The organism is Streptomyces sp. AcH 505, from assembly GCF_000818175.1.
GTDB lineage: Bacteria > Actinomycetota > Actinomycetes > Streptomycetales > Streptomycetaceae > Streptomyces.
The window spans coordinates 6,671,087-6,692,649 of the sequence record NZ_JTIY01000001.1 but is presented as its reverse complement, the minus strand read 5'-3'; the positions used below and the strand labels follow the sequence as shown (position 1 = coordinate 6,692,649).

The following is a 21,563-nucleotide window of genomic DNA, read 5'->3' as shown; positions in this document are numbered from 1 at the left end:
GCGGCGCGCCCCGAGACGGCGGCCGCCCATTCGGCGAGCGAGGGTCCGGGCCGTATCGGGCCCTCGATGTCACAGCTGCTGTCCGTGAACATGGTGACGTCCTCGGCCATGGAGTTCATCCGCAGCAGCGGTGACTGGTCGTGCCGCCAGATCCGGCCGGGTCCCGCCGGGTACGGGTCGACCAGCTGGATCTCCAACCGCCGTCCCCCGGGCCACAGTTCGTCCGCGTTCGCCGCGATCCGCTCCAGCAGTCCGGTGGCCCGGGGCCCCGCGCCGACGATGACGACCGACACGGCGCCCGGCTCGGGGCGCGGGGCGCCGAGGAGCTGCGGTACATCGGGGGACGCGGACGGTGACGCGGGCATGAGGGCTCCGGCGGAGGGTGCGGTCGGTGGCCGCTCCGGACGCCGCGCCTTCCGGCGGGGCATGGGCAGCGGTAGTCATCACGCGCACCGTGTCCCTCAACACGGCCGGTGCGACGCGGTGTTCACACCGCCGCCGCACACCTCTCGATCGTACGCGCGCGAACCGCCCGGCTGTCAAGGTGCGCCTGTCGGCCACGGCACACCGCCCACAGTGCGGGCACCGGTTGACTTCGTGCGACGTCGGGTGCTCAATTGGCAGCATGTACGAACAGCTGCCGTTGGTCACCCGTGACCACATCGACTTCGGTCGCGTGTGGTCCGCATCGTGTTGCGCCTGACCCGGCAGCGGGCCGCCTGACCGGCCCTTCCCTCCCTCGGTTCCCCCCGTCGCGGGCCGGATTCCCTGAATCCCGCCGGGCGCACGCTGCCGATCACCCACACGCACATCACGCCCGTCCACTTCTTCTCGACGCCGTTCCCGCAACGCCGTGCGAAGGGTTCCTCATGCCTGTGGAGTTTCTCGGCATCGCCGCCACCAACGACGGATCGGAGACCACGGCCCGCTCGGGGGCCGCCTTCGACAAGCAGTACACACTCCGGCTCGCCCGCGCCCACGAGGAACACGGCTGGGACCGGGTCCTGTTCGCGTACGGTTCGGGATCGCCGGACCCGGCGCCCGCCGCCGCGTACATCGCGGCACGCACCGAGACGCTGCGGATCCTGCTGGCGCACCGGCCGAACGTCTCGTACCCGACGTACGCGGCCAAGACCTTCGCGACGCTGGACCAGATCAGCGAGGGCCGGCTGACCGTACATTTCATCACCGGCGGCAACGACCACGAGCAGGGCCGTGAGGGCGACACCCTCACCAAGGACCAGCGGTACTCCCGGACCCGTGAGTACATCGAGCTGGTCAAGCGGATCTGGACCACCCACGAGGCGTTCGACCACGAGGGTGAGCACTACCGGTTCCACGACTTCGTCAGCGATGTCTTTCCCGTCCAACAGCCCAGGCCCGACGTGTCGTTCGGCGGATCGTCGGACGCGGCGTACGAGGCGGGCGGCGCGGAGGCGGACATCTACTGCCTGTGGGGCGAACCGCTGGAGCGCACCGCTGAGCAGATCGAGCGGGTGAAGGCCGCGGCGCTCGCCGCCGGGCGCACCACGGCCCCCCGTATCCAGGTCGCCTTCCGGCCGATCATCGCGCCGACCGAGGAGCTGGCCTGGGAGAAGGCGCACCGCACGGTGGACACCATCAAGGCCCGCAAGGAGCAGGGCGACGCGACGGTGGTGCGCCATCACCGGCGCGGCGCCCCGGAGAACACCGGGTCGCAGCGGCTGCTGTCCATCGCCCAGCAGGGCGAGCGGTACGACCGGGCGCTGTGGACGCCGACCGCGGCCGCCACCGGGGGCGCCGGTAACTCCAACGCCCTGGTGGGGACGCCGGAGACGGTGGCGCAGGCGCTGCTCGACTACTACGACCTCGGTGTGGACATCCTCTCCGCCCGTGGCTACGACCTGCTGGGTGACGCGATCGACTTCGGCAGGTATGTCATTCCGCTGGTGCGCGAAGAGGTGGCCAAGCGGGACGCCGAGGGCAGGGCGCGGGGTCCGCAGGCCCTGGTGGCGACCGGCTGACGGATCGTCACCGGGCCTTCCCCCGCTCTCGGTTGTCCGTCCGCGCCCGCCCGCGCGCCTGTCAGCAGCCCGACTCGACCGGGCTGCCGGCGGGCGCGTACCGCGTTTCGTGGGCGGCCCAGTCGACGAGTGTGGTGGTGTCGGTGTGCGGCGGGCAGCCGTGGTGTGTGTGGTGCCGCTGCTGGATGGCGTCCAGATGGAGCTGTGCGCCGAATTCCCGGTGGGCCGAGAGCCGTTCGGCGTACGCCCACAGGTTCGGGTAGTCGGCGACGCACTGCGCGGCAGCGGCGCCCAGGTGCGGGCGGTGCACGGTGTCGAGGAGCAGCAGTGCCACCCAGACCTGCACGTCGGCGGCGGTCGGTCCGTCGTCGCCCAGCACGTACGCACGGCCCGCCAGCTGCTCCTCCAGCGTGTCGAGGGCGCGGAACAGGGTCCGCAGGGCGCTGTCCCGTGTCGCGCAGTCGGCGTCGCGCCGGCCGGCGCGGCGCGCCGATTGGTTGATGTCCTGTTCGCAGAGCCGGGTGAGCTCGTCGATCTCCCGCTCCGTGCCGCGCGGGCGCAGCGCGGGAGCCGCGCCGCCGAAGCGTTCGGCGAGGTCGAGCAGGATGTCGGGGGCGTACGTGCTGACCAGCCGCCCCGTCCAGGTGTCGCTGAGCACCGGAGCGAGGACGGGCCCCGGATAGTGGTGCGAGCTGGCCTCGTAGAGGGGGCGCAGCGCGGTGTAGCCGCCTTCGGGCGCGTCGGGGACGGCGGGGAGCAGGGTCACGGGGAGGGCGTCGCCGAGTTCGAGCAGGCTGTGGGTGACGGCGATCTGCAGACAGTAGGGACAGGACGGCGAGAGGTGGAGGCGGTAGCGGCGCGGCACCGGGTAGTGGCCGCTGCGCGCGTCGCACCCGATCCTTCCGCGGATGACTGACGGCTCTGCTGTCGGGGATGTGGCGGACATGCGTCTCCCTCGGTCCGGAGGCTGGTGCTGCGGGCAGGCGTACGTGACGGAACGCGTGGGTGTGCGAACGCGTACGTGATGGAGGGTGTGCGGGGAAGAGGCACGTTCTGCGGGCCGGCGAGGATCGCGCGCACGGTGCAGAACGGCGACGGGGCGCCGTTGCCGCGTCAGACGAGGGGACCTGCCGCGCTGCAGACGCGCAGGAGGTCGATGTGGCGGCGGGACGTCAGCAGGATGGACGGGTCGATGGCGGAGGTGCGGTCGATGCCGAGCTCCGGTCGTCCCATGTCGCCCTACCCGTTCGCTAGAGTCCCAGCCTTGAGTCTCCGGCCGTCCTGGCCGCCCCGTCAAGAGTGCCCGGCTGCTTGCCGTCAGTCATCTCGTATGGTGAGAACGGTTCCGGCGCCGTACGGGGTACGTCGCGCGTCCGGCGCGAACGGCGCGAACGGCGTGAACCGCCCAGGAGGATGCCGGCCAGGACCAGGGCGAGGCCGCACCACTGCCGTGCCGTGAGCACCTCACCGGCGACGGCCATGCCGAGGAGTACGCCGGTGACTGGGTTCAGCAGCCCGACAAGGCCGACGGTCGCCGCGGGCAGTCGGCGCAGTCCGGCGAACCAGGCGGCGAACGCCAGCGCCGTCGCCACGAAGGTGACGTAGCCGAAGCCGAGCAGCGCCGGACCGTCGAGGGCCGGCGGCGCGCCTTCTGTGGCGACGGCGAAGGGGACCAGCAGCAGGCCGCCGGCGAGGAGCTGCCAGGACGTCGAGGCGAGGACGTCGACCTCGGCGCTCCACCGCTTGGCGAGTACGTAGCCGAGTGACGACATGAGCATGGCCCCGACGGAGGCGAGGACGCCCGCGCCGTCCACGTCCCCCGTACCGGCGAGCAGCATGAGACACACCCCGCCGATCCCGACCCCGGCGCCGGCCAGCTGCGGCAGCCGTGGGCGCTCGGCGAGCAGCCCCCAGGCGAGGGCCGTCATGACCAGGGGCGAGGTGGCCATGACGGACGAGGCGATGCTGGTCGGCAGCAGCTGGGCGGCGAGATAGACCAGGACGAAGAACGCGCCGATGTTGAGCACGCCGAGCACCAGCGACTTCCACCACCAGGAGCCGTGCGGCAGTTGACGGCGGACCAGCAGGAGCAGCAGCCCGGCGGGCAGCGCCCTGACGGCGGCGCCGTAGAGCGGCGCGCCGGCCGGGAGGTACTCGTGGGTGACGAAGTAGTTCGTGCCCCAGGCCACGGGCGCGATCGCCGTGACCAGCGCCCATCGCAAAGTAGCTTCCATGGAAGCCATTATAACTTCCCTGGAAGATATAATGCGGGGGTGTCCGATTCTCTCGACCATGTCGCCCGTATCCAGGCCGCGTGGGCGCGCGAGCGCCCCGACGTCGATGTGCGCCCGCAGGGGGTGATCGGCAGGCTGCACCGCCTCGGCGCGCTGCTCACGGAACAGCTCTGCCTCGTCTACCGCCGATACGGGCTGAGCGAGGGGGAGTTCGACGTGCTGGCCGCGCTCAGACGGGCCGGGGAGCCGTACGAGCGGGCCCCCGGCGAGCTGGCCTCGCACACGATGGTCACGACCGGCGCCATGACCAAACGGGTCGACCGCCTGGAGCGCGGCGGTCTCGTCACCCGCCGCCGCTCGGCGGGCGACGGCAGGGGACGGGTGGTCGCGCTCACCCCGGCGGGCCGGGAGCTGATCGACCGGGCGTTCACCGAGCACATGCTGGGCGAGCGCCGTCTGCTGGACGCGCTGACCCCGGAGGAGGCGGCGCAGCTGGAGACGCTGCTCACCCGCTGGCTGGCCAGCGTCGAACCGCCGTCAGCGCCCTGACACCGCACGCAGGGCGTCGCGGTGGCGGCGCACGAACTCCGCGAACGTCCGGGCCTCGTGGCCCGTCAGCTCCCGCACCGCCGTCGTCGTGGTCGCCTGCGCGCCCCTGCCCACCGCGCCCCACAACTCGGCGACATCGGCGGCGAAGCGTGCCGGCACACCCCGCACGGTGAGCGAGGCCGCCAGGTCGGCAGGCGCGAGGTCGACGTACCGTACGCGCCTGCCCAGCGCGACGGACAGCTCCTCGGCGATCTCGCTCTGGCTGAGCGCCTGCGGGCCGGTGAGCACATAGGCCGCATTGCCGCGGTCCGGGCGGACGAGCAATCGCGCAGCGCAGTCGGCGATGTCCTGGCAGTCGATGTAGGAGACGCGACTGTCGCCTGGCGCGCCGATGAAGTCGCCTCCGGCGGTGAAGACACCCCCGAGCGCCAGGAAGTTCTGCATGAATCCGCTGGGCTGGAGCAGGGACCAGCCCAGGCCGGACGCCTTCAGATGCTGATCGGCCGGCCAGTGCGCCCCTTCGGCGAGCTTGCCGCCTTCCCTGGCGTGCCAGACCGACACCTTCACGACGCTCGACACCCCGGCCCGCACCGCGGCGTCCACGGCCGCCTTCTGCCGGCGCACCATGGGCTGCTCGCCTTCCACCGGCTCGGCGCCCGCCGTGTTCAGGAAGAGCCGGTCAACCCCCGCCAGGGCCGCCTCGATCGAGGCGGGGTCGTCGAAATCCCCGAGGACGGTGTCGCAGCCCAGCGAGCGCCCTTTGGCCGCGTCCCGCACCAGCGCCTTGAACGGCACGCCGTCCTGCCGCAGCCGTCGCACCAGATGGCCGCCGACGGATCCGGTCGCACCCGTCACCAAGATCATCGCTTCTCCCCGGCATCGACTAAAGTGAGCCCTCCTCGAAATAGTATGTCGAGGCACCCTCGAATTAACAGAGGTACCGCGTATGCGCACGCCCCGCCCACGGCGCCCACGGGCCGACGCCCGGCGCAACTACGAGCGCCTGCTGGCCGTGGCCGACACCGCCTTCAGGGAACACGGCACGGCGGCGCCGCTGGACGGCATCGCACGTCAGGCAGGGGTCGCGATCGGGACGCTGTACGGGCACTTCCCCAACCGGGTGGCCCTGGCCGGCGCGCTGCTGCGCGAGCGGCACGGCACGCTGTACGCGTTCGGGGAGGAACTGCTCACCCACGCGTCGGCGCAGGAAGGCCTCAGCGGCTGGATCCGCGCGGTGGTGGCCCACGCCGCCGCGTACCGGGGGCTGGCCGGGTTGCTGGCCGAAGGACGGGGCGACGAGACGTCGGAGCTGCACGCGTCCTGTCTGCGGATGGCCGACCTCACGGACCGGCTCGTGGCGCGGGCGCACGAGGCGGGGGTCGTACGGGACGACGCCACGGGCGACGACGTGTCGGCGCTGATGAACGCGGCGGCCTGGGCGAGCGAGCAGGTGCCGCGGGAACAGGCGGATCGGCTCGTGAATTTCCTCATCAGCGGGCTGCGGCCCGAGTCGGAGCACTGACCCGGGCCGTACGCCGCTTCGTCAGCCGATGCGCTCCAGCGGGATCTTCTCGCCCGCCTCGACCGCGACCGGCAGCCGGTTCTCGGCCGGCGGCAGCGGGCAGGTGGCCAGGTCGGTGTAGGCGCAGGGCAGGTTCGTCGCGCGGTTGAAGTCCACGACCACCGCGCCCTGTTCGTCGGGGGCGTCCACCGCCAGGGCCCGGTTCGCTGCGTACGTCGTCACACCGGAGGTGGCGTCGGTGAAGAGCACCAGGAGGCTGCCGGGCGCGCGGCCGTTGAAGGCGGTCAGCCGGTGTGTCGTACCGGCCACCTCGAACTCGACCTGGCCCGGGGCGTCGTAGACATGCTGGAGCCCTTCGACCGCTGCCCCCACGGTCACCGCGCGCGGTGCGTCGAAGGGGACGTAGCGGCCGGTGCGCGCCCAGAGCGGGTCGGGGGCGTAGGCCGGGGTGTCGGTGTGCTCGACCCGCAGCGGGTTCTCCGGGTGGCGCGGGCGCACGATGTCGTGGCCGCCGCGTTTGGCGACCTCGATCACCGCGTCGCCGGCCACCGCGTACACACTGCCCCGCTCGGCGATGACGCCGAAGCTGTGCCTGCCCTGCACCACCTCGCCGTCGACGGTCAGCTCCTCCCCCTCGGCCAGCTCGACCACCACGCCGTCCTCGGTGGTCGACCAGACGCCCGGCGCGTCGGGGAATCGGGCGGGCTCGGCGTCCAGCCAGCGCAGGCTGGTGACGGCGAGGAAGCCGTGCGGGTCGGCCAGCGACCGCTCGTGTTCCTCGTGCCACTTCTCCCACTGCTGGACGAAGCCCGCCCGGTCGGTGTCCTGGATGGTCATGTCGGCTCCCTAGAGATCTGCTTCGAGCCGGCGGAACCGGCTGGCGTGGAACACCAGCGGCACCACCGAGTGATCGGCGTCCAGCGCGTGGACGCGCAGCAGGACGATGTCGTGGTCGCCCGCCCGGATGTGCTGCTCGACGGAGCAGTCGAACCAGGCGCTCGCGCCGTCGATCAGCACCGCCCCCGCCGGGGTCGCGCGCCAGCCGAGCCCGGCGAACCTGTCGGCGCCGCGCGCCGCCAACTGCCGTCCGGCGGCCTCTTGGTGGGCGCCGAGCACGCTGACCCCGAGCCGGTCCCGGTCGCGCAGCACGGGCCAGGTGGTCGAGCTGTGGGCCACGCACACCGACACCAGCGGCGGGTCGAGCGACACGGAGGTGAACGAACTCGCCGCGAGGCCGACCGGCGCCCCGTCGGCGAGGGCGGCGATCGCGGTGACCCCGGTGGGGAACGCGCCGAACACCCGGCGCAGCTCGGCGGGTTGCAGCGCCGGCGGCGCCGCGTCCACGCATCGTGTCCGGGTCACGCTCATCGCCCGCTCCATTCCTCGGCGAGCAGCTCGTACGTACGGACGCGGTCGGCGTGGTCGTGGGTGATCGAGGTGATGACCAGCTCGTCGGCGCCGGTGGCGTCCCTGAGGATCTCCAGCTGGTCGGCGACCTGCCCCGGTGTGCCGACGAACTGGGTCTCCACCCGGTCGGCGACCAGCGCCGTGTCCTCCGGCGTCCAGGGGTGGGCGCGTGCCTCCTCCGGGCTGGGGAACTGGATGGCGCCCTCGCCGCTGCGGATGCTGCGCACCCACAGGCCGTAGCCGGTGGCCAGCTCACGCGCCGTGGCCTCGTCCTCGGCGACGACCACGTCGGCCGAGACGCTGACGTACGGCCGGTCCAGCTCGGCCGACGGCTTGAAGGCGGCGCGGTAACCCGCCGCCGCCTCCAGTACGGTGGCCGGGCTGACGTGGTAATTCGCTGCGAACCGCAGCCCGTTGGCGCCGGCGACCTGTGCGCTGATCCCCGCGCTGCTGCCCAGGATCCACACCTGGAGGTCGGCGCCCTCGCCGGGCACGATATGCGCCTCCACGCCGTTGTCGGCGGTGTACGTACCGTCCAGCAGCGCGAGGATGTCGGCTATCTGCTCGTCGTAGGGCTGGGATTCGGCGCCCGGCTGCTGGAGCAGCTTCTTGTGCAGGACGAAGCGCGGCGACTTCAGCAGGTGCTCGAAGGAGAACCTGGCCGGGATTCTGAGCCCGCCGGGGGTGCGGCCGTCGACGACGTCCGTAGCGACCGGCGGCGCGTCCGTCGTGGCCGGCGGTTTGCCGCCCGACCTGCCGAGGCCGAGGTCGAACCGGCCGGGGTACGCGGTGTCGAGCAGCCCGAACTCCTCGACGGTGGCGAGCGCGGTGCGATGGCCGAGCTGCACGGCCCCGGAGCCGAGTCTGATGGTGGAGGTCGCCGCGGCGGTCAGGGCCAGCAGCACGGCGGGGGACGTACCGGCGACGCCGGGGTTGAGATGGTGTTCGGCGAACCAGTAGCGGGCGTAGCCCAGCCGCTCGGCGTGCCGCGCCAGGTCGATGCTGTTACGCAGTGCCTGGGCGGCGTCCGAGCCGGAGGAGATCGGCACGAGGTCCAGTACCGCGAGAGGTGTGTTGGCCACGGGATACTCCCTGTCGGTGGGCGGCGTCGGTGGGCGGCGTCAGTGGGCGGCGAGTTCGGGCACGACCGGGCCCCAGTTCCACGGCGGGTCGGGGATCTCGCGGCGCAGGACGGGGGCGACGTCCGACTGGAACAGCTCCAGGCTGTCGCGGTGCTGGGCGTCGGTGAGCCCGCTCGCGTCGGCGTGCACATGGAGCACGGTGTGGCCGAACTGCTCGTGATACCGGTGCACCTTCTCGATCACCTGCTGCGGACTGCCGACCAGCGCGGAGCTGCGCTCGACGAAGTCCTCCAGCGTGGTGAAGACCGGATCGGCGCCGAGCCGCTTCTGCATGGCCAACTGGCCCTCGAAGACGGGGCGGTAGTCGGCGAGCGCCTGCTGCGACGTACGCGCCGTGTACGACCCGGCCGACCCGGCGCCGACCGTGGCGAGCGCCGGGTCGTGCCCGTAGTGCGCCCACCGCTCGCGGTAGTACCGGACCAGTTCCGCGTACGGCTCGATCGGGTTGGTGACGTTGGCGGAGAACAGCGGATCGCCGTAGCGCGCCGCGAGATCCACCGACTCCTGGCTGGTCGCGCTGCCGTGCCAGACCCGTACCGGCTGCTGGAGCGGCCGGGGCCAGACCTCGGCGTCCTCCAACGAGCCGCGGAACCGGGGCGAAGCGGTGACCTTGTCGTTGCGCCAGATCTGCCGGAACAGCTCGTACGACTCGGCGTTGCGGTCCCACTGGTCGTCGGGCGTGACGTGGAACAGCTCGCGCTGCGCCGCGCCGTTCCCCTTGCCGATGATCAGTTCGAGCCGGCCCTGGGACAGATGGTCCAGCGTGGCGTAGTCCTCGTAGGCGCGCACCGGGTCGAGCAGGCTCAGCGTCGTCACCGCGGTGAACAGCCGTATCCGCTTGGTCAGCGCGGCCAGATGGCTGAGCACCACCGGCGGGGACGACGAGATGAACGGGCGCTCGTGCCGCTCGCCGACACCGAAGCCGTCGAAGCCCAGCTCCTCGGCGAGCAGCGCGTTGCCGATCACTTCGCGGAACCGGTCCTGGGTGGATTTGCGCACACCGGTGGTGGGGTCCGGGGCATGCACGATCAGGGTGATGGCCAGGAACTTCACGAGGCCGCCCTCCTGTCGGCGTCCCCGGCGCGCAGTTCCCCGAGCCCGAGGTGGTCGCGCAGGGTGTCGCCCTCGTACTCGGTGCGGAACACCCCGCGCTCCTGGAGCAGCGGTACGACCGTGTCGGCGAACTCGTCGAGGCCGCCGGGGACCAGGTGCGGTACGAGGATGAAGCCGTCGCCCGCGTCGGTCTGCACGAACTCGTCGAGCGCGTCGGCGACCGTGGCGGGGCTGCCGATGAACGACTGCCGGCCGGTCACCTCGATGATCAGCTCGCGGATCGAGAGCTTCTTCTCCTCGGCCAGGGCGCGCCACTGCGCCGCCGTGGCGAGCGGGTCGCGGTGCATCCGGACACTGGCCCGGCCGCGTGCGACGGTGTTCTCGCCGACCAGCGGGTCGATGGCGGGCAGCGGCCCGTCGGGGTCGTAGGAGCTGAGGTCGCGGTTCCAGAGCTGTTCCAGGAACTTGATCGCGGTCTGCCCGCTGACCTGCTGGTGGCGGACGACGTCCGCGCGCTCCCGCGCCTCGGCGTCGGTGTCACCGAGCACGTAGGTGACACCGGGCAGGATCTTCAGGTCGTCGGGCGAGCGGCCGTAGCGGGCGAGGCGCCGTTTGACGTCGGCGTAGAACGCCCGGCCGTCCTCCAGGGTGCCGTGCCGGGTGAAGATGGCGTCGGCGCCGGCGGCGGCGAACTCCCGGCCCTCCTCGGAGTCCCCCGCCTGGAAGATCACCGGCCGGCCCTGCGGGCTGCGCGGGACGTCGAAGTGACCGCTGATGTCGAACTGGCTGACGTGGTGGTCGAATCGGCCCGGCGCCGGGTTCTTCAGGAAGGTCCCGGACTCCTTGTCGGCGACGATCTCGTCACCCTGCCAGGAGTCGAACAGCTCCCAGGTGGCGGCGAGGAACTGCCGGGCACGCTCGTAGCGGTCCTCCTGGGCCAGATAGCCGCCGCGGCGGAAGTTCTGCCCGGTGAACTCGTCCCAGGAGGTGACGACGTTCCACGCGGCGCGGCCGGCCGACAGATGGTCCAGGGACGCGAACTGCCGTGCCACGTCGTACGGTTCGTTGAAGGTGGAGTTGATGGTGCCGGCCAGGCCGAGCTTGTCCGTGACGGCGGCGAGCGCGCTCAGCACGGTGAAGGTGTCGGGCCGGCCGACCACGTCCAGGTCGTAGATCTGGTTGTTCTGCTCGCGCAGCCGCAGACCTTCGGCGAGGAACAGGAAGTCGAACTTGGCGCGTTCGGCGGTGCGGGCGAGATGGGCGAAAGAGCTGAAGTCGATCTGGCTGCCGGACGCCGGGTCGGTCCAGACGGTGGTGTTGTTGACTCCGGGGAAGTGCGCTGCCAGATGGATCTGCTTCAGGGGCTTGCTCATACGAGGTGCGTCCTTCGTCTTTGCGGGCGTCTGCGCTGCGGTCGTCTCAACTGCGGTGTCTCGTCGAGGCGTGGCCTGGCCTCAGACGTCGGCGTAGCGGTTGACGGGACGGGTGAGGCCGAGCAGCCCGCGCAGGGTGTCCGCCCGGTATTCGGTGCGGAACGCGCCACGGCGCTGGAGTTCGGGCACGAGCCCGCGGGTGATCCCGGTCAGGTCGTGCGGCAGCGTGCCGGGCCGCAGCCGGAATCCGGTCAGTCCCGCCTGCTGCAAGTCCTGGAGCAGGTCCGCCAGTTGGGCGGGCGTACCGGTGAAGACCCGCGCGTCGCTGGTGTACGGGGCGCCGGCGCGCTCGTCCAGCGCGGCCTTCCGGTCGGCGGCGGCCGCCGGGTCGTCGTCGATGAACACCACCAGGTCGCCGAAGACGTGGACCGTCTCGTCGGCCCGCCCGGCGGCGGTCTGCGCCTCGCGGATCTCGGTGACGATCTCCGTGGCGTGCGCGGTGTCGCGCGGGGTGACGAATCCGAGGTCGGCCGAGCGGGCGACCAGCCGGAACGGCTCGGTCCTGTGTGCCAGGGCCGACACGATCGGCTGGCCCTGCGGCGGGCGCGGGGTGATGGAGGGTCCCTTGACGCTGAACCTGTCGCCCTCGAAGTCGATGTAGTGCAACTTCTCGCGGTCGATGAAGCGACCGGTGGCGGCGTCACGGATCTCCGCGTCGTCCTCCCAGCTGTCCCAGAGTCTGCGCAGCACCTCGACGTAGTCGGCGGCCTCGTCGAAGAGTTCCTTGAGCGCGGCGCGGCCCGCCGGTGTGTCCAGCTCATCGACGCGCAGGCGGGGCACGGTACGGCGGCCGAAGTGGGCGGCTTCGTCGCCGCGCCCGGACACCTTCACCCGGACGCCGGCGCGGCCGCCGCTGACGAAGTCGACGGTGGCGATCGCCTTGGACACGTGGAACGGCTCGGTGTGGGTCACCACCGTGGTCGGCACCAGGCCGATGTGCCGGGTCAGCGGTGCGATCCGGGCGGCGATCAGTACCGCGTCGAGCCGCCCCCGTACCTGGTCGGTCCTTCCGTCGAGGCCGTCCAGGTCGGTGGACTGGAGGCTCAGTGCGTCCTCGATGGTCACGAGGTCCAGCAGGCCCTGCTCGGCCTCGGTGACGAGATCGGCCCAGTAGCGCGCGGTGAACAGTTCGCCCGGCCGGGCGGCCGGCTCCCGCCAGGCCGCGGGATGCCAGCCCGCACCGTCGAGTGCGACGGCCAGATGGAGGGCTGAGGGTGATCGGGGCATGGCGTACCGCTTCCTGCTCGAACGGGAATCTCGTGTGACCGGACGACCGGGAACACGCCGAAGGGCGTCCGCACCGGTGTCGGGTCCGGGCGGAGTTCGGCGAAAACGGGAATCCGGGAGGCGCTGTGCGTCCGTGGGTCGCGCGCGGCTCAGCCCCGCGCCGCTCGGCGGGGAGCTGTGCGGCTCAGGCTCAGGCTTGAGCGCTGTGCGCGACGGCGTGCTCGTACGCCGGACACAGGGCGCCGGCGACGCGCTGCAGATCGATGTGGCGCCGGGAGAACATCGCGACGGCGCGGATGCGGAAGATGCCGGTCACGGCCCGGTCGGATCCTGCTCGCACTGCCGTCACCTCCACCCTCGACTGGAGCACCCCGCAGCGCCGAGGGGTTGCCGGTCGGCCCGTAGGGTCCGGACACCCGTCCGGAGCCGTCTGCCGACACTCATAACCTGCTCAAACCGTAACTCCGTATCGGCGTCCGGCACAATCCCCCGGCGTCCGGGCACGATGCGAGCACGATCACCTGAGCGGGGATTGTCTGGAAGTCACCGGGCAGTTACCGTTGGCCAGAGATTTTGACTGTGTGCTCCCGTGCGGAGCCGGACCGGACCGAGGAGGCGGAGATGCATACGCACGAGCGTGGCCGCACCCGCTGTCCCGGATCCTTCCAGTCGCGCGTCTCGCGGCGCCATGTGGACCTGCTGCGCGTGAACAGCGCCCTGTGTCCGGGCATCTCCCGGCTCCACTGACCCACCGCCGCACCGTACATCCCGCTTCAGGCGCCGAGCGCCCACCCTGCCGTGCCCGAAGACGCACACGGCACGCTTTCTCCTGCCCGGCCCTCCCGACGTCGCACGCGTAGCAACGCGCCGCGGCGCGCACGGTCGTACCCACACCATCCCCGCCGCTGCGCACTGTCGCGCCACCCGACGAGACGGGAAGCACGAGACATGGCAAGTCCGGACACCTTCAAACGCGAACCCACCGCCGCACTGGCCGAAAAACCCACCGACCAGCAGCTCCTCGCGGCGAAGCTGGTCCCGCTGCGCCGGCCCGGGCAGTGGATCTCCGCCCTGGTCCTGCTCGTGCTGTTCGCGATGCTGGTGAACACACTGGTGACCAACAAGAGGTTCCAGTGGGACGTCGTGGGGAGCTACTTCCTGGGCAGCTCGATCCTGCGCGGCCTTGAGCTGACGTTGTGGCTCACCGCCGCCGTCATGGTCAGCGGCTACCTGCTGGGCATCGGCATCGCGGCGATGCGGCTCTCCACCAACCCCGTGCTGCGGGGCCTGAGTTTCGGCTACGTGTGGCTGATCCGGTCGGTGCCGCCGCTGGTGCAGCTGCTCTTCTGGTACGAACTGGCCTCGCTCTACCCACGGTTGTCGCTGGGCATCCCCTTCGGCCACGAGTTCGTCACGGTCAAGACCGCGCACCTGTTCAGTGGTGTGCTCGCCGCGTATGTGGCGCTGACGCTGGACGTGGCCGCGTTCTCCGCCGAGATCGTCAGGGGCGGAATTCTCGCCGTCGACCACGGCCAGGCCGAGGCGGCGCAGGCGCTGGGGCTCGGCGGCGGCCGGATCTTCCGCAAGATCGTGCTGCCGCAGGCGATGCCGGCGATCATCCCCGCCTCGGGAAACATGCTCATCGGCATGCTGAAAGCCACCTCGATCGTCAGCGTGATCGCCGTGCAGGACCTGCTCTACTCGGCGCAGCTGATCTACAACCAGAACTACCTGATCATGCCGCTGCTGCTGGTCGCCACCATCTGGTACATCATCCTCACCACCCTGCTGTCGATCGGCCAGTACTACGTCGAGCGTTACTACGCGCGCGGCAGCAAGCGCGGCCAGGGCGGCGGCCGTTCGGGCCGCGGCTTCTGGCAGATCGCGCGGGGCAACATTCCGCTCTTCGGACGGACCAAGGCCGACCTGGGAGGTCTGTCATGACCGGGGCCGAGACACCCCTCGTAAGGATCCGGGGGCTGCGCAAGAGTTTCGGCGCGCACACCGTCCTGGACGGTATCGACCTCGACGTACGCGAAGGGGAAGTGACCGTCATGCTGGGCCCCTCGGGCTCCGGCAAGTCCACCCTGCTGCGCTGCGTCAATCATCTGGAGCGGCCCGACGCCGGCTTCGTCGAGGTGGGCGGCGACATCGTCGGCTACCGGCACGACGGCGGCAAGCTGCACGAGCTGCGGGCGCGGTCGATCACCAAGCAGCGCGCGCACGTCGGCATGGTCTTCCAGCAGTTCAACCTCTTCCCGCACATGACCGTGCTGGAGAACATCACCGAGGCCCCCGTGGCCGTACGCGGCGTCGGCAGGAAGCAGGCCGCCGAGCGGGCCCGTGAACTGCTCGCGCGGGTGGGCCTCGCCGGCCGCGAGAACTCGTACCCCCGGCAGATGTCCGGCGGCCAGCAGCAGCGGGTGGCCATCGCCCGCGCGCTGGCCATGGAGCCGCGGCTGCTGCTGTTCGACGAGCCGACGAGCGCCCTCGACCCGGAACTCGTCGGTGAGGTGCTCGCCGTGATGAAGGACCTGGCGCTGAGCGGCAACACCATGATCGTGGTCACCCACGAGATGGGCTTCGCGCGGGAGGTCGCCGACACGATGGTCTTCCTCGACGGCGGCCGGATCATCGAATCGGGGCCCCCCGCCGAAGTGCTGACCAACCCGCAGCACGAGCGGGCCCGCACCTTCCTCTCCGCGGTCCTCTGACACCACCTCCCCCGATCGTCCCCGTCGGCCGCTCCGCGCGTCGGCCACCACCCCCTGTGCTGTGGCACCACCCTCCGAAAGGCACATCGTGACCACCGAAAGACTGCTCGCCCGCCGTGTCCCGCGCCTCGCCGCCACCACCGTCGCCGGGGCCGCCGCCCTCGCCCTGCTCGCCGCCTGCGGCGACTCGTCCGACCCGGGCAGCTCGCCCGCGGCCGACGTGAAGGCCGGCGCGCCGGCCGATGTGCCGGTGCCGAAGGAGGACGTCGTCTCGGCGATCAAGGCCGACCCGGCGCTGAGCGCGAAACTGCCGGCCGCCGTCCGCGAGAGCGGCACGCTCTCCCTGGGCACCACACTCGTGCCGGGGACCAACAACCTGCCGCACGGCGGTCAGGTGGACGGCAAGGACATCGGCCTCGACGTGGATCTGCGCAACGCCGTCGCCAAGGTGCTCGGCATCACCTGGAAGGTGGGGTACGGCACGTTCCCCACCGTCATCCCCGGTGTGCAGAACGGCAAGTACGACGTGGGCCAGGACAACTTCGGGGTGACCAAGGACCGCGAGAAGGTCGTGGACTTCGCCACGTACCTCAGCGACGGGCAGGCCTTCCTCGGCTCCAAGGACGCGGACATCGACAAGGCGACCAGCGTCACCGACGTGTGCGGGCTGAACATCGCGACCAGCTCCGGCTCGACCTTCCAGCAGATCCTCACCACCGGCGCGCCCAAGTGCGCCGCGGCCGGCAAGAAGCCGTACAAGGTGACGTACTTCGCCGACACCGCGCCTATCTTCCTGGGGCTCGCCAACGGCAAGGTGGACATCTACTTCGGTCCGACGCTGGGGGTCAAGTACGACCAGAAGCGGCTGCCGGGGACCAAGTTCCTCGGCGAGGTCAGCACGACCCCGGTCGGCTTCGTCACGAAGAAGGGCTCCCCCGTCGCCCAGGCCCTGACCGACGCCGTCAACAAGCTGATCGCCGACGGCGACTACGCCAAGATCTTCAAGAAGTGGGGCGTGCCCGGCACCGGCATCGCCAAGTCCGAGCTGAACCCGCCGGCCACCTTCTGAGCCGGCTCCGCACGGCATAGCGACAGAACGACAGATCAACAGAACGACAAAGCGGCGAGGCGCTCAGGCGCCTCGCCGCATCGTGTGTGGGGTGGCTGTCACCCGGCCTGCGGGGCCCGCACCGTACGGAACAGCGGGTTGCGCCGCTGGGTGAAGCCCAGCGCCTCGTAGAGCCGGATGGCGTTGGTGTTCCCCGCGGCCGTGTGCAGGAACGGCGTGTCGCCCCGGGCGACGATCCCGGCGCCGACGTGCCGGATCAGCCGGGCGGCGAGGCCCCGCCCCCGGTACGCCTCGTCGGTGCAGACGGCGCTGATCTCGGTCCAGCCGGGCAGCCGCAGCCGCTCCCCCGCCATCGCGACGAGCCTGCCGTCCTCGCGGATGCCGTAGTACGCGCCGAGGACGATCGTGCGGGGCAGGAAAGGACCGGGCCGGGTGCGGTCGACCAGGTCGAGCATGTCCGGCACGTCGGCGGGACCGAGCCGTACCGCCGCCGGGTCGGCCTCGGTGCGCAGGCCGGTGGCGACGAGCTGGACGCCGGCCACCGAATCCAGGGTCTCCCAGCCGTCGGGGACGTCACCGACGCCGGTGACCACGGTCGTACCGCCGGGGCCGATCAGCGCGGCCAGGTCGGCCCAGCTGTGCGGCTCCCGCGGGTCGCCGACCGCGACGAACGGCGACACGTCGGAGGGGTAGCGTGCGGCCGAGCCGATGCGCTCGGCGAGGTGGGCGTGCGGCCCCGACAGCGCGGCCCAGGCCGGGTTGTCGAGAATGTGCGGCTCTGTGGTCGTGGCCATGACTGTGGTGACACTCCGTTCGATGGGGTCGGCTGCGCGCTGAGGTCAGCCGCTGTGCCTGCCGAGGGCGAACCGGCGGGAGCCGGGTTCGCCGTGGACGAGCCCTGCGGCGAGTTCGCCGATGACCGAGCCGAATTTGAAGCCGTGTCCCGAGAAGCCGGCGAGCACGGTGACGGGACCCGCCCGGTCGATGACGAAGTCGTGGTCGGGGGTGGTGGTGTAGAGACAGGTGGTGGCGGCCGGCGCGGTGGCGTCCACCCCGGGCAGCCACTTCGCCGCGTACTCCGCCAGGCGCTCGCGCGCCGCGGGGTCGACGGTACGGTCCCGGTGGTCCGGGTCGACGACGGGCCCCACCCCGTGGAATCCGGCTTTGACACCGTCCACACTACCCAGTCCGTAGACACCGCCGCCGACGGTCAGGCCCGCGCCCTCGTGGTGGATGAAGCTCGGCCAGTCGAGCGCGTCGGCCGCCGGGAAGTGCAGCGGCTGCTCCTGCGTGACGCGCATCGGCGGCAGGCCCGGTACGACGGGTCCCAGGGTGGCCGGTGCCCAGCCGCCCACGGCGCACACGACGGCGTCCGCCGCGAATGTCTCCTGCTGGTCGGTGACCAATTCCACACCGCCGCCGCGGTGGGTCAGCGAGGTGACGCGTACGCCGTGCCGGATCTCGGCGCCCTTCAGCTCGGCGGCCCGCTGGAGCGCCGCCACGGCCGCGTCCGCGTTCAGCCGTCCCGCCTCCGGGTGGAAGAGCGCCGTCGAGTCGGCCCGGATGCCGGGCCAGCGCTCGGCCGCGGCCTCCGGGCTCAGTGTCTCGCTCGGCCGGCCGGCCAGGGTGAGCACGTCGCGCAGCGCCGAGGTCGCCTGCTCGGGACCGTGGTCGACGCAGCCGGTGAGGGACAGTACGGACGTCCCCGTCTCCTCTTCGAGCCGCTGCCACAGCGGCAGCGCCCGTACCGCGAGCGAGACGTAGAACGGGTCCGCGTAGGCGATGCGGAAGATCCGGGAGCTGCCGTGCGAGCTGCCCCGGTCGTGGCCCGGCCGGAACTGTTCCAGGAGGGTGACCCGGTCACCCCGTGCGGCGAGGTGCCAGGCCGCTGACGACCCCATGACACCGCCGCCGATGACGACTACCCGTCGTGCCATGGCGTTGTTCTCCTCTCGTGGCCCGGGGCCGTGCCCGCGGACTACGAGTCGGTCTTCGGGAGTCCGGGCGGGTTGACCTTCGACGTGGGCACCGCCTCGTTGTCCAGGTGCCAGGCGTCGAGCCACTTGTTGTACTGACCGTTCTTGATCAGATAGTTGATCGCCTCGGACAGCGGCTTGGCAAGTCCGCTGTCCTTCTTGGTGGTCGCGCAGATCAGCCCCTGGAGGGTGGCGCCGGCCCCGGAGTACGTGCCGGCGCTACGGGTGGCCTTGGGCGTCTTCGCCGTCTGCACGGTGTGGTAGGCGACGCTCGGGTTCGGTGCGAAGTAGGCGTCGATCCGGCCGGAGGCCAGCGCGAGATACGTGCTGTTGCTCTCCTGGAAGTACTTGACGGTGAGCTTCTTCCCCGCCGCCTTGAGCTGGTCCCGCCAGTGCAGCAGGATCCGCTCCTGGTTGGTGCCCGCGCCCACGGCGACCGTCTTGCCTGCCAGGCTGCGGTAGGTGCCGTCGAAGTTCCAGGTGCTGTCCTTGACCACCTCGAAGCCGAGGTTGTCCTGCCGGTAGCAGGCGAAGTCGTACTTCTGCTTGCGCTCCTCGGTGTCGGTGATGTTGGAGAAGCCGACGTCGCTCTTGCCGCTGTCGATGCCCACGAACAGGTTGTCCCAGGTGGCGTTGGCGAGCACGGGCTTGAGCCCGAAGACCGCGGCGACGAGCCTGCCGAGGTCCGGCTCCGAGCCGGTCAGGGTCTTCTGGTCGTTGCCGGTGTAGCCGAGCGGCGGCGATCCGGACGGCAGCAGTCCGAGACCGATGGTCAGTTCGCCGCGCTTCACCAGGTCCTTGGGGAGTCCGGCGCGGATGGCCGCCACTTCGGGGACGGTGAGCGTGGTCTCCCGCGCCGCGCCGTTGGAGAGCGCGCCGATGACGACCTTCCCCTTGGCACCGGCGCCGGCGGCGGACGAGCCCGCGTCGGAGACGCTGTCGCTGCCGCAGGCGGCGAGGCCGGTGGCCATGGCGGCGACGGCCACTGCGGCGGCGGCACTCCGGAAGAGTCTGGAACGGGTCTGCGGCATGATGATCCTCGGTCGGTTCAGTTGGAGCTCGGTGGACGGGGAAGGTCGGTCGGGGGCGGCGGGGTTCACAGCACGCGGCTCAGGAACTCCCGGGTCCTCGGATGCTGCGGATTGCCCAACACCTCGTCGGGGGTGCCCTGTTCGAGAATGCGGCCGCCGTCGATGAAGACGACCAGGTCGGCCACCTCGCGGGCGAAGCCGATCTCGTGGGTGACGACGATCAGCGTCGTACCACCGGTGGCGAGATCCTTGATCACGGCCAGCACCTCCCCGACGAGTTCGGGGTCGAGGGCCGAGGTCGGTTCGTCGAAGAGGATGACGCCGGGCTCCAGGGCGAGCGCCCGCGCGATGGCCACCCGCTGCTGCTGGCCGCCGGACAGCTGCCGCGGGTAGGCGTCGGCCTTGTCGCCGAGCCCCACCCGCTCCAGCAGGGTCCGCGCCAGCTCCTGGGCCTGCGGACGGCTCTTGCGCCGGGTCGCCACCGGGGCCGCTGCGACGTTGTCCAGCACGGTCAGGTGCGGGAAGAGGTTGAAGTTCTGGAAGACGAAGCCGATCCGGCTGCGCTGGGCGAGGATCGCCCGTTCGCTGATCTCCTTGAGCCGGCCGCCCTGGTGGCGTACGCCGATCGGCTCGCCGTTCACACTGACATACCCGATGTCGAGTTTCTCCAGGTGGTTGACGGCCCGGAGCAGTGTGGACTTGCCGGACCCGGACGGCCCGATGATCACGGTGACCTGTCCCGGCAGGACGGTGAGATCGACGTCCGTCAGCACCCGGTGCGTGCCGTACCACTTGTGCGCCCCGTGGATCTCCACGGCCGCGGGTGTCACGCTCGTCATGTCGCTGATCCGATCTCGATGCGGGCGCGCAACGCCTTGATGCCGGCGCGTAGTTTCTGCAGCGGGGTCGGCGGTACGGTCCGCAGCGCGCCGCGGGAGTAGTACCGCTCCACGTAGTACTGGACGACCGAGACGACGCTGGTCAGGATCACGTACCAGAGCGTCGCCACCATCAGCAGCGGCACGATGTCGCCGGGGTAGGTGCTGCCCATGCTCTGCACCTGGCCGAAGAGGTCCAGCAGGGAGACGTAGAAGACCAGTGAGGTGCTTTTGATCAGCCCGATCAGCTGGTTCACGTAGGACGGCACGATCGCCCTGAGCGCCTGCGGGAAGACGATCCGGGTGAACTGGTAGCCCTTGGGCAGCCCCAGCGCGGACGCCGCTTCGTGCTGCCCCTGGTCGACGGAGAGCACACCGGCCCTGACCACCTCGGCGGCGTAGGCGGCCTCGTTGAGGCTGAGTCCGACGATCGCCACCACCATGTCGGTGGCGAGGCTCGACTCGCTGAAGTGGACGAAGCCGGGGCCGAAGGGGATGCCGAGGCTCAGTGTCTTGTACAGGGCGCTCACGTTGTAGAGGAAGAGCAGCACGACGATCAGCGGGATGGACCGGAAGAGCCAGATGTACACCCACGCGACCGAGCGCAGCACCGGGCTCTTCGAGAGCCGGCCCAGGGCGAGCACCACCCCGCCGAGCAGGCCGAGCACCGCGCTCCAGGCGGCGACCTTGAGGGTGATCAGCAGCCCGTCGAGGATCACCGGGCGCAGGAACCAGTAGCCGAACCTGTCCCATTGGTAGAACGGGTTGGTCACCAGGCCGTGCACGGCCTGCGCGACGACCACCAGCACGATCGCCGTGAGGATCCACCGCCAGGGGTGGCGCAGTCCGACGACGCGCTGGGCGGCGAGATCGGCGCTCTCGGCGGCCGGTTGCCCGGGCGGGGTCTGCGGGGCGTCGACCACGGGGGCGGAAGGCTCGGTCATGGGGCGCCACCCGGAACATGAGCGCGGGTGTCACGAAGGGTGGGCACAGGGAACTCCCGGAACGGTACGGCGGAGCGGCACACCGCAAACCACGCGCGTCGTCGCGCACGGCCGGCGGCGGCCTCAGAGGTGGTGGCAGCCCGGGGTGCGGGCGCGGCAGAGTCCCGGAGCCCCGCGGTCACGACAGGGGGCTCGACGGGTTTCGGACAGGAAGTGCCGTCCCCCACCGCAGAGTTCGGGGGACGGGAGATACGTCAGTGGGTGTGACAGGCGGTGCTGGTGACCAGCATGTGGTCGACCACACGGCGGTGTGTCAGAACAACGGTCCGCGACATGGGCAGGAGCATGGCACCGTGGCCAGAACCGGTCAAGGATTGTTCA

At 71.1% G+C, this 21,563-nt stretch carries 23 protein-coding genes; 7 read left to right on the top strand and 16 right to left on the bottom strand.

What is annotated here, in order from left to right:
* A partial coding sequence (locus HY68_RS45660) for an FAD/NAD(P)-binding protein (protein ID WP_241778711.1) occupies positions 1–365 on the bottom strand: 365 nt, incomplete at its 3' end.
* A 504-nt stretch (positions 366–869) separates the two neighbouring features.
* On the opposite strand from HY68_RS45660, the gene HY68_RS29350 reads away from it, so the two are divergent.
* A complete protein-coding gene (locus HY68_RS29350; RefSeq protein ID WP_041994533.1) occupies positions 870–2,003 on the top strand; it encodes an LLM class flavin-dependent oxidoreductase in 1,134 nt (377 codons plus the stop codon).
* Between the two features lie 61 nt (positions 2,004–2,064).
* Here HY68_RS29350 and HY68_RS29345 read toward each other — a convergent pair whose 3' ends face one another.
* Entirely contained in the window at positions 2,065–2,949 is an 885-nt protein-coding gene (locus tag HY68_RS29345; RefSeq protein ID WP_041994532.1) for a glutathione S-transferase C-terminal domain-containing protein, read from the bottom strand.
* 304 nt (positions 2,950–3,253) lie between these two features.
* The gene (locus HY68_RS29340) at positions 3,254–4,237 is read right to left on the bottom strand and encodes an EamA family transporter (protein WP_198533367.1); all 984 of its coding nucleotides are present in this window, start codon (positions 4,235–4,237) and stop codon (positions 3,254–3,256) included.
* Between the two features lie 39 nt (positions 4,238–4,276).
* Here HY68_RS29340 and HY68_RS29335 point away from each other — a divergent pair, with 39 nt between their 5' ends.
* Positions 4,277–4,786: a MarR family transcriptional regulator gene (locus tag HY68_RS29335; RefSeq protein ID WP_041994527.1), complete on the top strand. Its 510-nt coding sequence runs from the start codon at positions 4,277–4,279 to the stop codon at positions 4,784–4,786.
* On the opposite strand, the gene HY68_RS29330 is transcribed toward HY68_RS29335, so the two are convergent.
* Positions 4,775–5,650, bottom strand: a complete 876-nt coding sequence (locus HY68_RS29330) for an NmrA family NAD(P)-binding protein (protein ID WP_041994523.1) — start codon at positions 5,648–5,650, stop codon at positions 4,775–4,777. The genes HY68_RS29335 and HY68_RS29330 overlap by 12 nt on opposite strands.
* Positions 5,651–5,732: 82 nt before the next feature.
* Between HY68_RS29330 and HY68_RS29325 the strand changes: the two genes are divergently transcribed.
* A complete protein-coding gene (locus HY68_RS29325; RefSeq protein ID WP_041994521.1) occupies positions 5,733–6,308 on the top strand; it encodes a TetR/AcrR family transcriptional regulator in 576 nt (191 codons plus the stop codon).
* A 21-nt stretch (positions 6,309–6,329) separates the two neighbouring features.
* Here the strand turns inward: HY68_RS29325 and HY68_RS29320 are convergent, their stop codons facing one another.
* From HY68_RS29320 to HY68_RS44195, 7 genes are all read right to left on the bottom strand, one after another.
* A complete protein-coding gene (locus HY68_RS29320; protein WP_041994518.1) occupies positions 6,330–7,145 on the bottom strand; it encodes a DUF1684 domain-containing protein in 816 nt (271 codons plus the stop codon).
* Positions 7,146–7,154: 9 nt separating this feature from the next.
* Positions 7,155–7,676: a flavin reductase family protein gene (locus HY68_RS29315; RefSeq protein WP_041994515.1), complete on the bottom strand. Its 522-nt coding sequence runs from the start codon at positions 7,674–7,676 to the stop codon at positions 7,155–7,157.
* Positions 7,673–8,797: an LLM class flavin-dependent oxidoreductase gene (locus HY68_RS29310; RefSeq protein WP_041994514.1), complete on the bottom strand. Its 1,125-nt coding sequence runs from the start codon at positions 8,795–8,797 to the stop codon at positions 7,673–7,675. The genes HY68_RS29315 and HY68_RS29310 overlap by 4 nt, the downstream gene beginning before the upstream one ends.
* Positions 8,798–8,836: 39 nt before the next feature.
* Complete coding sequence (locus tag HY68_RS29305; RefSeq protein WP_041994512.1) at positions 8,837–9,910, bottom strand: LLM class flavin-dependent oxidoreductase; 1,074 nt, start codon at positions 9,908–9,910, stop codon at positions 8,837–8,839.
* Positions 9,907–11,283 carry an NtaA/DmoA family FMN-dependent monooxygenase gene (locus HY68_RS29300; protein ID WP_041994509.1) on the bottom strand — a complete coding sequence of 459 codons (1,377 nt, stop codon included), beginning with the start codon at positions 11,281–11,283 and terminating at the stop codon, positions 9,907–9,909. Before HY68_RS29300 ends, HY68_RS29305 begins: the two co-directional genes overlap by 4 nt.
* Positions 11,284–11,364: 81 nt before the next feature.
* Complete coding sequence (locus HY68_RS29295; protein WP_041994507.1) at positions 11,365–12,570, bottom strand: LLM class flavin-dependent oxidoreductase; 1,206 nt, start codon at positions 12,568–12,570, stop codon at positions 11,365–11,367.
* Between the two features lie 190 nt (positions 12,571–12,760).
* Entirely contained in the window at positions 12,761–12,910 is a 150-nt protein-coding gene (locus HY68_RS44195; RefSeq protein ID WP_198533447.1) for a putative leader peptide, read from the bottom strand.
* A gap of 281 nt (positions 12,911–13,191) precedes the next feature.
* Between HY68_RS44195 and HY68_RS46080 the strand changes: the two genes are divergently transcribed.
* From HY68_RS46080 to HY68_RS29280, 4 genes are all read left to right on the top strand, one after another.
* Complete coding sequence (locus HY68_RS46080) at positions 13,192–13,317, top strand: putative leader peptide (RefSeq protein WP_277816772.1); 126 nt, start codon at positions 13,192–13,194, stop codon at positions 13,315–13,317.
* A 201-nt stretch (positions 13,318–13,518) separates the two neighbouring features.
* The gene (locus HY68_RS29290) at positions 13,519–14,514 is read left to right on the top strand and encodes an amino acid ABC transporter permease (RefSeq protein WP_041994505.1); all 996 of its coding nucleotides are present in this window, start codon (positions 13,519–13,521) and stop codon (positions 14,512–14,514) included.
* Positions 14,511–15,284, top strand: coding sequence for an amino acid ABC transporter ATP-binding protein (locus HY68_RS29285; RefSeq protein ID WP_041994503.1), 774 nt, complete (start codon positions 14,511–14,513; stop codon positions 15,282–15,284). The genes HY68_RS29290 and HY68_RS29285 overlap by 4 nt, the downstream gene beginning before the upstream one ends.
* 88 nt (positions 15,285–15,372) lie before the next feature.
* Positions 15,373–16,353, top strand: a complete 981-nt coding sequence (locus HY68_RS29280; protein WP_198533366.1) for a transporter substrate-binding domain-containing protein — start codon at positions 15,373–15,375, stop codon at positions 16,351–16,353.
* A 98-nt stretch (positions 16,354–16,451) separates the two neighbouring features.
* On the opposite strand, the gene HY68_RS29275 is transcribed toward HY68_RS29280, so the two are convergent.
* From HY68_RS29275 to HY68_RS29255, 5 genes are all read right to left on the bottom strand, one after another.
* Complete coding sequence (locus HY68_RS29275; RefSeq protein ID WP_041994501.1) at positions 16,452–17,147, bottom strand: GNAT family N-acetyltransferase; 696 nt, start codon at positions 17,145–17,147, stop codon at positions 16,452–16,454.
* A gap of 45 nt (positions 17,148–17,192) precedes the next feature.
* A complete protein-coding gene (locus HY68_RS29270; RefSeq protein WP_041994499.1) occupies positions 17,193–18,290 on the bottom strand; it encodes an FAD-dependent oxidoreductase in 1,098 nt (365 codons plus the stop codon).
* A gap of 41 nt (positions 18,291–18,331) precedes the next feature.
* Positions 18,332–19,360, bottom strand: coding sequence for an ABC transporter substrate-binding protein (locus HY68_RS29265; protein ID WP_041997528.1), 1,029 nt, complete (start codon positions 19,358–19,360; stop codon positions 18,332–18,334).
* A 65-nt stretch (positions 19,361–19,425) separates the two neighbouring features.
* A complete protein-coding gene (locus HY68_RS29260; protein ID WP_041994497.1) occupies positions 19,426–20,199 on the bottom strand; it encodes an amino acid ABC transporter ATP-binding protein in 774 nt (257 codons plus the stop codon).
* The gene (locus HY68_RS29255; protein ID WP_041994495.1) at positions 20,196–21,182 is read right to left on the bottom strand and encodes an amino acid ABC transporter permease; all 987 of its coding nucleotides are present in this window, start codon (positions 21,180–21,182) and stop codon (positions 20,196–20,198) included. The genes HY68_RS29260 and HY68_RS29255 overlap by 4 nt, the downstream gene beginning before the upstream one ends.
* Between the last annotated feature and the right edge of the window lie 381 nt (positions 21,183–21,563).